Source organism: Phenylobacterium sp. (assembly GCF_031181185.1).
In the GTDB taxonomy this organism is placed as follows: Bacteria; Pseudomonadota; Alphaproteobacteria; order Caulobacterales; family Caulobacteraceae; genus Phenylobacterium.
In genome coordinates this window covers 1-12,679 of the sequence record NZ_JAPSKZ010000014.1, presented here as the reverse complement: position 1 = coordinate 12,679, position 12,679 = coordinate 1, and the positions used below count along the sequence as shown (strand labels likewise).

Annotated in this window: 15 protein-coding genes; 10 read left to right on the top strand and 5 right to left on the bottom strand. The window is 70.9% G+C overall.

What is annotated here, in order from left to right; all coding sequences use genetic code 11:
* Positions 1-17 precede the first annotated feature (17 nt).
* Positions 18-815 (bottom strand): flagellar type III secretion system pore protein FliP, encoded by a 798-nt coding sequence (gene fliP / locus RIF93_RS03010; protein WP_309088313.1) that lies wholly within the window; start codon positions 813-815, stop codon positions 18-20.
* Entirely contained in the window at positions 815-1,114 is a 300-nt protein-coding gene (locus RIF93_RS03005) for a flagellar biosynthetic protein FliO (RefSeq protein ID WP_309088312.1), read from the bottom strand. Before RIF93_RS03005 ends, fliP begins: the two co-directional genes overlap by 1 nt.
* A 90-nt stretch (positions 1,115-1,204) precedes the next feature.
* On the opposite strand from RIF93_RS03005, the gene flgB reads away from it, so the two are divergent.
* The 3 genes from flgB to fliE are packed head-to-tail and all read left to right on the top strand — an operon-like array spanning position 1,205 to position 2,389.
* Positions 1,205-1,633: a flagellar basal body rod protein FlgB gene (flgB, locus tag RIF93_RS03000; RefSeq protein ID WP_309088310.1), complete on the top strand. Its 429-nt coding sequence runs from the start codon at positions 1,205-1,207 to the stop codon at positions 1,631-1,633.
* Positions 1,634-1,644: 11 nt separating this feature from the next.
* A complete protein-coding gene (flgC, locus tag RIF93_RS02995; protein WP_309088308.1) occupies positions 1,645-2,067 on the top strand; it encodes a flagellar basal body rod protein FlgC in 423 nt (140 codons plus the stop codon).
* A 10-nt stretch (positions 2,068-2,077) separates the two neighbouring features.
* Positions 2,078-2,389, top strand: coding sequence for a flagellar hook-basal body complex protein FliE (fliE, locus tag RIF93_RS02990; protein ID WP_309088306.1), 312 nt, complete (start codon positions 2,078-2,080; stop codon positions 2,387-2,389).
* A gap of 50 nt (positions 2,390-2,439) precedes the next feature.
* On the opposite strand, the gene RIF93_RS02985 is transcribed toward fliE, so the two are convergent.
* Positions 2,440-2,940 (bottom strand): superoxide dismutase family protein, encoded by a 501-nt coding sequence (locus RIF93_RS02985; RefSeq protein ID WP_309088305.1) that lies wholly within the window; start codon positions 2,938-2,940, stop codon positions 2,440-2,442.
* An 86-nt stretch (positions 2,941-3,026) separates the two neighbouring features.
* On the opposite strand from RIF93_RS02985, the gene RIF93_RS02980 reads away from it, so the two are divergent.
* The 7 genes from RIF93_RS02980 to RIF93_RS02950 all read left to right on the top strand — a co-directional run bounded on the left by RIF93_RS02980 (position 3,027) and on the right by RIF93_RS02950 (position 10,474).
* Positions 3,027-3,794 (top strand): ABC transporter ATP-binding protein, encoded by a 768-nt coding sequence (locus RIF93_RS02980; protein ID WP_309088304.1) that lies wholly within the window; start codon positions 3,027-3,029, stop codon positions 3,792-3,794.
* A complete protein-coding gene (locus RIF93_RS02975; RefSeq protein ID WP_309088303.1) occupies positions 3,791-5,353 on the top strand; it encodes an ABC transporter permease/substrate-binding protein in 1,563 nt (520 codons plus the stop codon). The genes RIF93_RS02980 and RIF93_RS02975 overlap by 4 nt, the downstream gene beginning before the upstream one ends.
* A gap of 99 nt (positions 5,354-5,452) precedes the next feature.
* Positions 5,453-5,716: a flagellar biosynthesis protein FliQ gene (gene fliQ / locus RIF93_RS02970; protein ID WP_309088302.1), complete on the top strand. Its 264-nt coding sequence runs from the start codon at positions 5,453-5,455 to the stop codon at positions 5,714-5,716.
* 19 nt (positions 5,717-5,735) lie between these two features.
* Positions 5,736-6,497, top strand: coding sequence for a flagellar biosynthetic protein FliR (fliR, locus tag RIF93_RS02965; RefSeq protein ID WP_309088301.1), 762 nt, complete (start codon positions 5,736-5,738; stop codon positions 6,495-6,497).
* Positions 6,494-7,579 carry a flagellar biosynthesis protein FlhB gene (gene flhB / locus RIF93_RS02960; RefSeq protein ID WP_309088299.1) on the top strand — a complete coding sequence of 362 codons (1,086 nt, stop codon included), beginning with the start codon at positions 6,494-6,496 and terminating at the stop codon, positions 7,577-7,579. The genes fliR and flhB overlap by 4 nt, the downstream gene beginning before the upstream one ends.
* A 4-nt stretch (positions 7,580-7,583) precedes the next feature.
* A complete protein-coding gene (cckA, locus tag RIF93_RS02955) occupies positions 7,584-9,683 on the top strand; it encodes a cell cycle histidine kinase CckA (RefSeq protein ID WP_309088297.1) in 2,100 nt (699 codons plus the stop codon).
* 53 nt (positions 9,684-9,736) lie between these two features.
* Positions 9,737-10,474 carry a dienelactone hydrolase family protein gene (locus RIF93_RS02950; protein WP_309088295.1) on the top strand — a complete coding sequence of 246 codons (738 nt, stop codon included), beginning with the start codon at positions 9,737-9,739 and terminating at the stop codon, positions 10,472-10,474.
* Here the strand turns inward: RIF93_RS02950 and RIF93_RS02945 are convergent.
* Both RIF93_RS02945 and RIF93_RS02940 read right to left on the bottom strand, forming a co-directional pair.
* Complete coding sequence (locus tag RIF93_RS02945) at positions 10,471-11,304, bottom strand: phytanoyl-CoA dioxygenase family protein (protein ID WP_309088294.1); 834 nt, start codon at positions 11,302-11,304, stop codon at positions 10,471-10,473. The two genes, RIF93_RS02950 and RIF93_RS02945, sit on opposite strands and share 4 nt — an antisense overlap.
* Positions 11,305-11,366: 62 nt before the next feature.
* Positions 11,367-12,548: a TIGR03862 family flavoprotein gene (locus tag RIF93_RS02940; RefSeq protein WP_309088292.1), complete on the bottom strand. Its 1,182-nt coding sequence runs from the start codon at positions 12,546-12,548 to the stop codon at positions 11,367-11,369.
* Between the last annotated feature and the right edge of the window lie 131 nt (positions 12,549-12,679).

Genomic DNA, 12,679 nt, shown 5'->3' with positions numbered 1-12,679 from the left:
CGCTCTGCCTGGCGGCGCTAGCCGCCCGCGCCGCGCTGGAAGCTCTCCACGAGGCTGCCGCACACCAGTCGCCAGCCGTCCACCAGGACGAAGAAGATCAGCTTGAAGGGCAGGCTGACCACGACCGGCGGCAGCATCATCATGCCCATGCTCATCAGCACGCTGGCGACGACCAGGTCGATCACCAGGAAGGGCACGAACAGCAGGAAGCCGATCTCGAAGGCGCGCTTCAGCTCAGAGATCATGAAGGCCGGCGTGACCACGCGCAGCGGAGTCTCCTCGGCCGTCGCCGGCTTGGGGATGCGCGACAAGCGGATGAAGAGGGCGAGGTCGTCCTCGTCCACCTGGCTCAGCATGAAGGTCTTCACGGGGCCGCCCGCGGCGTCGAAGGCGGCGGGCAGCTCCATCTGCTGGTCCAGGAGCGGCTTCACGCCTTCCTGGTACGAGCGCTCGAACGTCGGTCCCATGACAATCGCCGTCAGGAACAGGGCCAGCGAGATGATCACCGCGTTCGGCGGGCTCTGCTGCACGCCCAGCGCCGTGCGCAGCAGCGACAGCACGACCACGATGCGCACGAACGAGGTGGTCATGATGACGATGGAGGGCGCCAGCGACAGGACCGTCAGCAGGCCTACCAGCTGGACCACGCGCTCGGTCAGACCGGCGCCGGTGCCCAGGTCGATGTTCACCGCCTGCGCGGCCGCGGCGGCCGGGAAGACCAGGGCCGCCAGGGTGGCGAGCGCCGAAAGCGCCGCAGCGCGGCGCCAGTCCTCGGCGGGAAGGGCGCGGACAGCCTTGGAGAGGTCGCGCAGCATCAGCGGGCGTCCGGCTGGGCGGCGCTCGAGCCGGGCAGGGCGCGGGTCTCGCCCAGCAGGCGGCCCTCGCCCAGCAGCAGCAGGCGTTCCTGGCCGTCGCACTCGACGATCAGCAGTCGCCGCGCGGGATCCAGGACCAGGCTCTCCACGACCCGCATCCGCCGTTCCCGCCGCTGGGGCTGGCCGAAACGCGCCAGCGCCTGCGGCCCGTAGCGGCGCAGCGCCACGGCGGCCAGGCCCACCAGTCCCAGGGTGAGCGCGAGCGCGAAGACGGCTCGGAGGAAGTCGACGAAGTTCATGGGCGCTTCTGCGGCGGAGGTCCTTTGCGCCCCCATCCGGCCCTGAGTCTCTTAAGAGCCGATTAACCCTGTTTATTCACCTTGTTCGCCATGAACCTGGCCGAGATTCCGATCTTCTCGATGCTGCGCGGCCGGCTGGGCTATCTGTCCGAGCGGCAGAAGGTGATCGCCCAGAACGTCGCCAACGCCGAGACGCCGGGGTACGTCTCCCAGGACCTCAAGCCGCTCGGCTTCCAGGCCCAGATGCAGGCGCAAGGCGCCACGGCGGGCGCGACCCGCATGGCGACGACCCAGGCCGGCCACATGGCGCCCAGGAACGAACGCCGCGGCGCCGCCGGCGCCTACAAGGCGGTGGCCGCACCCGGCTCCGAAACCACGCTCAACGGCAACGCCGTGGTGCTGGAGGAGGAGATGATGAAGATGTCCGAGGCGCGCATGAATTACGACGCCGCCATCGGCTTCTACCAGAAATCCATGAACATCCTGCGCATGGCGGCTCGCCCGCCAGGCCGCGGCTAGGGGGCTGACCGATGGCTGAGCGTTCCATGGCGGGCGTCGCCCAGGCGATCGCCGCCTCCGCGCTCCGGGCCCAGCAGGCCCGCATGCGGATCATCGCCGAGAACCTGGCGAACGCGAACTCCACGGCGAAGACGCCGGGCGGCGATCCCTACCGCCGCCAGGCGCCGGTGTTCGAACCGGCCAAGGTGGCCTCCGGCGGCGGCCAGGGCGTGCGCATGGCGCGGGTCGAGCCCGACCAGAGCGACTTCCGCACCGAATACAGCCCGGGCCATCCGTCGGCCGACGCCAACGGCTATGTGAAGCTGCCGAACGTCAATTCGCTGGTCGAGGCGATGGACATGCGCGAAGCCCAGCGCGCCTACGAAGCCAACCTCAATGTCATCGAGACCGCGCGCGCCATGGAGATGCGCACGCTCGACCTCCTGAAGAAGTAGGGGCTAGGGCATGATCACGCCGCTTGCCGCCGCCAAGGCCTACGCCGCCGCCCAGAAGGGCCTGGGCGTGGAAGGCGGCTCGGAAACCGCCGCCCCGGCCGCAGGGCCGGGCTTCGGCGACATCCTCAAGGCCGCCATGGGCGACGCCGTCCAGGCCTCGCGCCAAGCCGAGACCCAGATCGCCGCCCAGGTCCAGGGCAAGGCCGAGCTGATCGATGTCGTCACGGCGATCTCGGCCGCCGAAGCCAGCCTGGAGACCGTCATGGCGGTCCGCGACCAGGTGATCAGCGCCTACCAGGAGATCCTGCGGATGCCGATCTGACCGCGAAAGCGAGGCATCCCGGCGAAAACCCGGATCCAGTCGCTACGCGCTCACTTCACCACCGCGCACGCCACCCGCGCGCCGGCGCCGCCGATGGGCTGGGTCATGTGGTCGTCGGCGTTCGCGTGGATCAGCACCGCCGAGCCGTCTGCGTCGCGCAGGGCCTTCAGCGTCGTCAGGGTGGTATAGACCTCGGCTGCGGCCGCGCCGTCCTGCCCCGCGTGGATGTTCGGCAGGTCGCCGGTCTCGTTGGCCTGCGGATTCAGCAGGCCGTGCACGGCCTTGCCCTCGCCGTGGCGGGTGTGAGCGCCGGCGCTGGTGAAGTCCGACTTCGAGCAGTCCGCCTTCTCGTGGAAGTGCAGACCGTGCCAGCCGGGCGTCAGGCCCCGGGCCTCGATGCGCATCACCACGCCCTTGGGCGCTTCGGTCAGGGTCGCCTTGCCGATGGTCTCGCCTGCGCCGTTCTTCAGGTCGGCCGTCAGGCTTTCGGCCTGGGCGGGGCCCGCGACGACGGCGGCAAGGGCGGCGAGCGCGATCAGGGAACGGGTCATCGGATACTCCATGGGACTGTCCAGGCGATCGTCATAACGCGTCGCGGCGGCGGCGGGGACCCCGGAACCGTGCTACGGCTGAGGCGATGCAGCCGGTGATCCGCCTCGAGGGCGTCTGCAAGCGGTACGGAGGGCGGCCCGCCCTCGACGGCATCGGCCTGACGGTCGGTCCGGGTGAATTCGTGGCGCTGGTCGGCGGCTCGGGTTCGGGCAAGACCACGCTGCTCAAGACGCTCAACGGCCTGATCCGCCCCGACGCCGGCCACGTCGCCGTGCTGGGCGAGGACGTGGCGCGGGCCGCCCGGCCGCACGTCCTGCGCCGCCGGATCGGCTACGTCTTCCAGGAGATCGGCCTCTTCCCGCACCGCACGGTGGCCGAGAACATCGCCGTCGTGCCGGCGCTGCTGGACTGGCCGACCGAGCGTATCGTCGCCCGGACGGCGGAGCTGCTGCAACTCGTCGGGCTCCCGGTCGAGGTGAAGGACCGCCTGCCCGCCGCGCTCTCGGGCGGCCAGCGCCAGCGGGTGGGCGTCGCCCGCGCGCTCGCCGGCGAGCCGCCGCTGGTTCTGATGGACGAGCCCTTCGGCGCCCTCGATCCCATCATCCGCGAGCCGCTGGGCGCCGACTACCGCGCCCTGCACGAGCGGCTGGGCGTGACCACCCTCATGGTCACCCACGACATAGCCGAGGCGGTGCTGCTCGCCGACCGCGTGGTGGTGCTGAAGGAGGGGCGCATCCTCGCCGACGGCGCGCCGGCTGAGCTCCTGTCCCAGGCCGCCGATCCTGACGTGCGCGCCTTGCTCGAGGCGCCGCTGCGCCAGGCGCGGCGGCTCGAGGCGCGGTTCGGCGCATGAACGCCCAGTGGAGCCCACGTTTGGCCGCCGCTTTCGAGCGCCTGCCGGAGTACCTCGCCTGGCACGTGCTGCTCAGCGCCAGCGCCCTGGCCCTGGGCGTCGCGATCAGCCTGCCGCTGGCGGTGGCCGCCGCCCGCAGCGCCCGGCTCCGCTGGCCCCTGATGGCCCTCGCCAGCCTGATCCAGACCATCCCAAGCCTGGCGCTGCTCGCCCTGTTCTATCCCCTGCTGCTGGCGCTCTCGGCGCTGAGCCGGGCGATCTTCGGCGGCGGCTTCTCGGCGCTCGGCTTTCTGCCGTCCCTGCTGGCCCTGACGCTCTATTCCATGCTGCCGATCCTGCGGAACACCGTCGCCGGCCTGGGCGGCATCGACCCCGCCGTGCGCGAGGCCGCCGACGCCCTGGGACTGGATGCGCGTCAGAGGCTGTTCCAGGTGGAGCTGCCGCTGGCCGCGCCCGTGATCATGGCCGGCGTACGCACCGCCGCCGTCTGGACCATCGGCGCGGCCACGCTCTCGACGCCGGTCGGCCAGACCAGCCTCGGCAACTACATCTTCGCAGGGCTGCAGACCGAGAACTGGGTCTTCGTCCTCTTCGGCTGCGCGGCCTCTGCGCTGTTGGCCCTGGTCGCCGACCAACTGCTGGGCCTGGCCGAGGCGGGCGTCCGCCGTCGGCGGCGCGGGTTGGCCCTTGGCGCGGCGGCCGCGCTCTTCGCAGGCGTCGCGCTGGCCGTCCTGCCGCTCGCCAGCTTCGGCCGGCCGGCGGCCTACGTTGTGGGCGCCAAGAACTTCTCCGAGCAGTACATCCTGGCCGAGCTGATCGCGGGGCGCCTCGAACGGGGCGGGGCTCGCGTCTCGCGCAAGGAGGACCTGGGCAGCGCCGTCGCCTACCGGGCGCTGGCCGCTGGCGAGGTGGACGTCTACGTCGACTACTCGGGCACGCTCTGGACGAACGTGCTGGGCCGCACGGACAATCCCGGCCGCCAGGCGGTGCTGGACCAGCTCACGGCCGAACTCGCCCGCCGCGACGGCGTGCAGGTGCTGGGCTCGCTGGGCTTCGAGAACGCCTACGCCTTCGTCATGCGGCCCGACCGCGCCCGGGAGCTGGGCGTGGCGAGCCTGGACGACCTGGCGCGTCGGGCGCCAGGGCTCGCGCTGGGCTCGGACCTGGAGTTCCTCTCCCGGCCCGAATGGAAGGCGGTCGAGGCGGCCTACGGCCTGAACTTCCGCAGCGCCCGGTCCTACCAGCCGACCTTCATGTACCGAGCGCTCGCCGGCGGCGAGGCCGACGTGATCTCGGCGTTCTCGTCGGATGGCCGCATCGCCGCCGACCGGCTCGTCGTGCTGACCGACCCGAAAGGGGCGATCCCGCCCTACGACGCCGTCGTCCTGGTCTCGCCGAAGCGGGCCGGCGACCGCCGCCTGCTCGGCGTCCTGCAGCCGCTCATCGGCAAGGTCCCCGTCGAAGCCATGCGCGCGGCCAACTACAGCGTCGACCGGGAGGCGGGGAAGGCGACGCCCGCCCAGGCCGCCCGGCAGCTCGAGAACGACCTCGGGCTCTAGGCAATTCCTGCCCACCGGTAGCCGTTCGTTAACCATACTGGCCCGACTCTGGCCCCGGCGGAGTCGGCCGCCGTTTTCAGTGTTCTTTCGGGGGATTTCATGAGCGGCGCCGAGGTTCTGGACGTCGGGCGCGACGCCATCTGGCTCACCATCCAGCTGTCGGCGCCGGTGCTGATCGTGGGCCTGATCGTGGGCGTCGGCATCGGCCTGTTGCAGGCCCTCACCCAGATCCAGGAAGCCACCCTCGTCTATGCGCCGAAGATCGTCGCGATCTTCGTCTCGCTCCTGATTTTCCTGCCGCTCATGGGCGCGCTGATGAGCGGCTTCATGCAGCACATCGCGGCCCGCATCGCGGCGATGTGAGCCGGGGCGGCAAGGCCCCATGGAATCCTACGCCACAGCCCAGCAGGTCTTCGCCGCCGGCCTCATCTTCGCGCGGCTGGGCGCGATCGTCATGCTCATCCCGGGGATCGGCGAGACGTTCATCCCGCCGCGCATCCGGCTGTCGTTCGCGCTGGCGCTGGGGCTGATGCTGTTCCCGGTGCTGGGCCCGACGGCGCCCGCGCTGCCGGCGACGACCGGCGCCATGGCCGGCGAGGTGATCCGCGAGATCCTGATCGGCCTGATGATCGGCGGCATCCTGCGCATCTTCATGATGTCGCTGGCCACCGCGGGCGAGATGGTCTCGCTGGGCACGACGCTGTCGTTCGCACAGACCGCCAACCCGATGCAGGCCCAGCCGTCGCCGACGCTCTCCACCTTCCTGGGCCTGCTGGGGATCGTCCTCATCATGACGACCGACCTGCACCACATGTTCCTGGCCGCGATCGTCCGCTCCTACAGCCTGTTCCCCTTCGGCCGGGACGTGCCCGTCGCCGACGCCGCCCAGTTGGCCGTCCAGACCCTCAGCCGCTCGTTCGCGCTGGGCCTGCAGCTGGCGGCGCCGGTGCTGGTCTTCTCGCTGATCTTCAACGTCGCCGTGGGCCTGGTCGGCCGGGTCATGCCGCAGTTCCAGGTGTTCTTCGTGGCCACGCCCATCATCGTGCTGCTGGGTCTGGCGGTGTTTGCGCTCAGCCTGGGCGTCATCGGCCTCGTGTGGGTCGACCGCTATCGTGAGCTGGTGGGGGCCTTCCTCGGCTCATGAGCGAAGACGCCGCCTCCAAGACAGAAGAACCAACACCGCGAAAACTATCCCAGGCGCGGGAGAAGGGCGACGTTCCCAAGACGCCGGACCTGTCGGCATTCGCGGTGCTGGCCGGCGTGTCGGCGGCCGTCTTCATCTTCGGCGGCTGGCTGTCGCGCAACCTGGCCCACGAGCTCGTGCCGTTCATCGCCCACCCGCATGAGATCGCCCTGGACGGCCAGGGCGGCGTGGGCGTCGCCCGTCACGCCATCCTGGCCGCCGCCCCGGCGCTGGCGATCGTCTTCAGCGTGGCGATGATCTGCGGCGTGGCCGGCAACCTGATGCAGACGGGCCTCATGTTCTCGGGCGAGAAGCTCAAGCCCGACCTGAAGAAGGTGTCGCCGCTCAGCGGCTTCAAGAAGATTTTCGGTCCCGACGGGCTGATGCAGTTCGCCAAGTCCACGCTGAAGGTCATCATCACCTCCGTCTTGGGCTGGTGGGTGCTGAAGCCCTACGTCTCTCAGCTGGCCAATCTTTCGGCCCTCGACCCGATCGCCATGCTGCCGTTCGCGCTGGAGATCCTGAAGCGGCTGATCTTCGCCGCCGCCGCGCTCTCGCTCAGCATCGCCGGCGCCGACTGGCTGTGGCAGCGCCACCGCTTCATGAAGCGGATGCGCATGAGCCGGGAAGAGGTGAAGGAGGACTACAAGCAGACCGACGGCGACCCGCACGTGAAGGCCCGGCAGAAGCAGCTGCGGATCGAACGCGCCCGCCGGCGGATGATACAGGCGGTGCCCGACGCGACCGTCGTGATCATGAACCCGACCCACTACGCCGTGGCGCTGAAGTACGAAGCCGACTCCACCGGCGCGCCGCTATGCGTCGCCAAAGGCCTCGACAGCCTCGCCCTTAAGATCCGCGCCGTCGCCGAGGAGGCCGGCGTGCCCGTCATCGAAGACCCGCCGCTCGCCCGCGCGCTTTATGCCGCGGTCGAGGTGGACGACATGATCCCGCCCGCCCACTACGAAGCCGTCGCCAAGATCATCGGCTTCATCCTCAACGCCGGACGCGGCGCGCGCCGTGCGGCGCCTAAGCCCCTGTGACACAATGCTGAAGACCGAATCGCCGGAGGCCCTCTCGTTGGCCGAACCGCCGTCCAAGCCCAGGAACCGCTTCGATCCCCTGACCGGGGCCGCGATCGTGTTCTTCCTGCTCGCCGTGGGCTTCGCCGCGGCGCCGGCGCTCGACGCCGGCCCGGCGACGCTCGCCAGCATGATGCTGCTGATCGGGCTGGCCGGGGTCGCCTGCCTGGGCCTGTTCGTCCTGCGCACCGGGTCCGAGGCTCCCGTCGAGAGCGACCAGGGCGCCGAGACCTTCCTGGCCGCCCTGGACGAGCCCGCCGCCATCGCTGCGCCCGACGGCAAGCTGTCGGTCGCCAACGCCGCCTGGCGGGAGGCCATGGGTCCGGCCATGCGCCTGCCCAAGAGCGGCGCGGCCGCCGCCAGCCTGTTCGGCGCCCTCGCCGCCGCCCGCCGGGGCGACCTCGGCCGCGCGCTGCTCAAGGTGGCCGGCGAGGAACGCAAGGCGCTGATCTCGCCCGTCGGCCCTCGCCGCTATCTGGTCCGCCTGACGGGGCAGGGCGGCACGCTGGCCCTGCCGTCGGCGGCGATGGAGGTGCTGAACGCCTTCTCGAACGCCAAGGCGCCGCCGCCGAAGGTGCTGGACGCCTTCGCCGCCGCCTCGCCCTTCGGCGCCGCCCTCATCGAGGGCGAGGATCCGTTCGAGGCCACCATCGTCGAAGCCAATCCGGCGCTGAAGTCCGTCGCCGGCGCGTGGCAGGTCGGCCAGCCGTTCGGCGAGCTGATCGAGCCCTCCAGCCGCGCCGACGCCGCCCAGCGGCTGGCCGACGGCAAGGCGCCGCTGGAGGTCCGCCTGGCGCACGACCCGCAGCGCATCGCCCACCTGTACCTGTCGAAGAGCGATGGGCGCTGGGTGGCCTATCTCGTCGACGTCTCCGAGCAGAAGCAGATCGAACTGCAGCTGTCCCAGAGCCAGAAGATGCAGGCCATCGGCCAGCTGGCCGGCGGCGTCGCCCACGACTTCAACAACCTGCTGACCGCCATCCTGATGCAGCTGGACGTGCTCGCCGCACGCCACCCGGTGGGCGATCCCTCTTACGAGGGCCTGAACGAAATCAAGCAGACCTCGATGCGGGCGGCCGACCTGGTCCGCAAGCTGCTCGCCTTCTCGCGCAAGCAGACGGTCCAGCGCGAGATCCTGGACGTGGGCGAGATGATCTCGGAATCCGAGGTCCTGCTCCGCCGGCTGCTCCCCGAGGACATCAAGCTCGTCACCGACTACGGCCGCAACCTGCCCCACGTCCGCGCCGATCGCGGCCAGCTGGACACCGCGGTGATGAACCTTGTGGTCAACGCCCGCGACGCCATCCGCAGCCACGGCGGCAGCCGCATCAAGATCAAGACCGGTCGGGTCACGCAGGAAGAGGCGCGCAACCTCGGCTATCCGATGGCCCAGGGCGACCATGCCCTGGTCCAGGTCTCGGACGACGGCCCCGGGATCCCGCCCGAGGCGATGGACAAGATCTTCGACCCCTTCTTCACCACCAAGCCGGTGGGCGAGGGGACGGGCCTTGGCCTCGCCACCGTCTATGGCATCGTCAAGCAGTCCGACGGCTGGATTTCGGTGGACTCGCGCCCGGGCGAGGGCGCGGCCTTCCGCATCTTCCTGCCCGTGCACGTGCCGGCCGCCATCGTGGCCCCGCCGCCCGAGCCGATCGCCAAGCCCAAGCGTCCCGCCGCCCGCGACCTCTCCGGCGCCGGCCGCATTCTGTTCGTCGAGGACGAGGACGCCGTCCGCGGCGTGGCGGCCAAGCTGCTGCGCGCCCGCGGCTACGAGGTGATCGAGGCCGCCAGCGGCGAGGAGGCCCTGGAGTACGCCGAAACCCACGCCGGCGAGATCGACCTGATGATCTCCGACGTGGTCATGCCGGGCATGCAGGGGCCCGACCTCCTGAAACAGGCCCGCCAGTACCTGGGCGCCGCGCCGGTGATGTTCATCTCCGGCTACGCCGAGAGCGAGTTCTCGGACCTGCTGGAGGGCGAGCGCAACGTGTCGTTCCTGCCCAAGCCGATCGACATCAAGACCCTGGCCGAGCGCGTGAAGCAGGAGCTGCAGAAAGCGGCCTGAGGCTTGCCTCGGGCGGGGTCTCTTGCCTAGCGTTCCTGGCCAAGGAGCGCGCCGTGATCGAACAGACGATCGACATCCCCACCAAAGATGGGGCCACCACCACCTTCATCGCGCACCCCGAGCGTGGCGGGCCGCACCCTATCGTCCTCTTCTTCATGGACGCCCCGGCGATCCGCGAGGAGCTGCGCGACATGGCCCGGCGGATCGCCACCGTCGGCTACTATGTGATGCTGCCGAACCTCTATTACCGGCGCGGCGTCCTTGAACTCGCCGACCTGCCGCCGCTGCCCGAGGCCGAGGCCCGGGCGCGGATGTTCGAGCTGATGGGCTCCATCGACATCCCCATGGTGATGGAAGACGCCGACGCCCTGCTGGACTTCGCCGACCGCGACCCCGCCGCCAGCCAGGGCCCGGCGGGCGCCATCGGCTACTGCATGAGCGGCCAGTACGCGATCAACGCCGCCGCCCGCCATCCCGAGCGCATTCGCTGCGCCGCCTCGCTGTACGGCGTCCAGCTGGTCACCGACCGCGCCGACAGCCCGCACCTGGCGGCCCAGAAGACCAGGGCCGAGCTCTACTTCGCCTGCGCCGAGATCGACCCCTACGCGCCGCTCGAGATGGTCGAGGCGCTGGACGCCGCGCTCAAGGACAGCCGCGCCAAGGCCGAGGTCGAGCTCTATCCCGGCTGCCACCACGGCTTCGCCTTCCCGCAGCGCGCCGCCTATGACAAGGCCGCCGCCGAACGCCACTGGGAGCGCCTGTTCGCCCTGTTCCGCCGCAACCTCGCCTAGTTCGGCCGCTGCGCCACGACCGGCGGAATCCAGCCGGGCTCCAGCGCCTTGCGCGGGTGGACCGAGCTGATCATGCCCATGAACGGCGGCCAGATCTCGTAACCCAGCAGCGTCTGCAGCCGCGGCGACATCGTGCGCACCTGCTCGGCCGGGACGCCGAGGAAGAAGTTCTCCTGCGTCCGCGCCCAGGGTTCGCAATACTGGTTCGTGAAGGCCAGCCGCGGCCGGTCGCTGCGGTTCGCGCCGCCGCGGTGGAGCACGGTCCCCGCCATCACGAAGCAGGCGCCTGCCGGCATCTCCATCGGGACCAGCATCCGTTCGAGTTCGGCCGGATCGTTTGGCCGTCCCTCCGCCCCGGCGTCGCCCCACAGGTGGCTGCCGGGGATCAGTTCGGTCCCGCCGTTCTCCGCGGTGAAGGCGTCCACCGCCGCGATGACGGTGTAGCTGATCGCGGGTCTCGGCCGGGGCTGGCGATAGAAGCCGTCGTCGGTATGCAGGTCCTGCGCGGCCTCGCCGGGGTTGATCTGGATCGACTGGCTGGCGGTCAGCAGGTAGCCAGGCTGCAGGAACCGGTCGAGCAGCGCCAGGATGCGGGGCTCGGCGGTCAGGTCCTCGAACACCTTGGCCCGCGCCACCAGCGTATAGACCCGCTCTGTCTTGAAGCCCTCGAAGGCGTTGCGTCCGCGGCGCGCGCCCATGTACGGCGCAAGGCTGTCGCGCACGGCCTGCAGGGTCGCGGCGTCCATGAAGTCGCGTATGACGGTGAAGCCCTGCTCCCGGAGCTCGGCGGCGTGGCCGTCGACGTCGAACCTGGCGGTGAGCTTGTCCATCTCGCGTCCTCCCGAGGAGGAGCTTAGCACGCCGGCCGACGGCTTCACCGACGAGGGCGCATCTATTCCAGCCGCCTTAGGACGCCCTCCGCGGCCGCCAGGCCGGTCGCGAAGCTCGCCTGCAGCAGATAGCCGCCGGTCGGCGCTTCCCAGTCCAGCATCTCGCCGGCGACGAACACGCCCGGCCGTGAGGTCAACATCAGGTTCTCGTCCACCGCGTCCCGGCGGACGCCGCCGGCCGACGAGATCGCCCGGGCGAGGCCCTGCACGCCGGTCAGCCTGAGAGGCGCCGCCTTGATCGCGCGGGCCAGGGCGCCGGGCTCCGCCGGCAGGTCCTTGCCGTGCGCCTCGCGTAGCAGGTTGGTCTCGACCGGAGAGAGCTTCAGCGCCTTGCGCAGATGGTTCGACAGGCTCTGGCTTCCCCGCGGCTTGGCCAGTCGGGCGGTCAGGGCGCCGACGCTCATGTCGGGCCGAAGGTCCACCTCCAGCACCGCCGCCCCGTCGGCCGCGATCGCCTTGCGAAGCGCCGCCGAGATCGCATAGACCGCGCCGCCCTCGAGGCCGTAGCGGCTGACGACCGCCTCGCCGCGCACCGTGCGACCGCCGTGGGTCAGCGCGATGCCCTTCAGCGGCTGCCCGGCGAAGCCCTGCATCACCGGGCTCCAGGCGACGTCGACGCCCATGTTCGCCGGCGCAAATGGCGTCACGTCCCGGGGCAGGAACTCCGCCCAGCCGCCGTCGGTCCCCAGCTTCGGCCACGAGGCGCCGCCCAGCGCCAGGATCGCGGCGTCCGGCCGGACCTCCTCGTCGCCCAGCACCATCGCGCCGTCGGCCGTCCAGCCGCGCCATTCCGAGCGGACGCGCACCGCCACGCCCAGCCCGCCCAGCCTGGTGAGCCACGCCCGCAGCAGCGGAGAGGCCTTCAACGCCGCGGGGAACACCCGCCCCGACGAACCCACGAAGGTCGGCTGTCCCAGGCCTTCGGCCCAGGCGACCAGCGCGGTCGGCGGGAAGCGTTCTAGGTAGGGCCGCAGCCACGCCGACGCCTCGCCATAGCGTGCGACGAACGCCTCGAAGTCTTCTGAATGGGTCAGGTTCAGGCCGCCGCGTCCGGCCATCAGGAACTTGCGCGCGACCGACGGCATGCGGTCGTACACCGTCACAGCCACACCCGCACCGGCCAGCCGCTCGGCGGCGAAGAGCCCGGCGGGCCCCGCGCCGACGATCGCGACCTGGCTGGACATCGGCGGCTAGCGGTTCGCCATGGCGATGAGGGCCGCCAGGCCGACGCCCATGCCGCGCACGCTCTCGGGCTTGGCCACGTCGATCCATTCGTCCGGCGCATGCGCCCGGCCGCCCTTGCCGCCGGACCCGA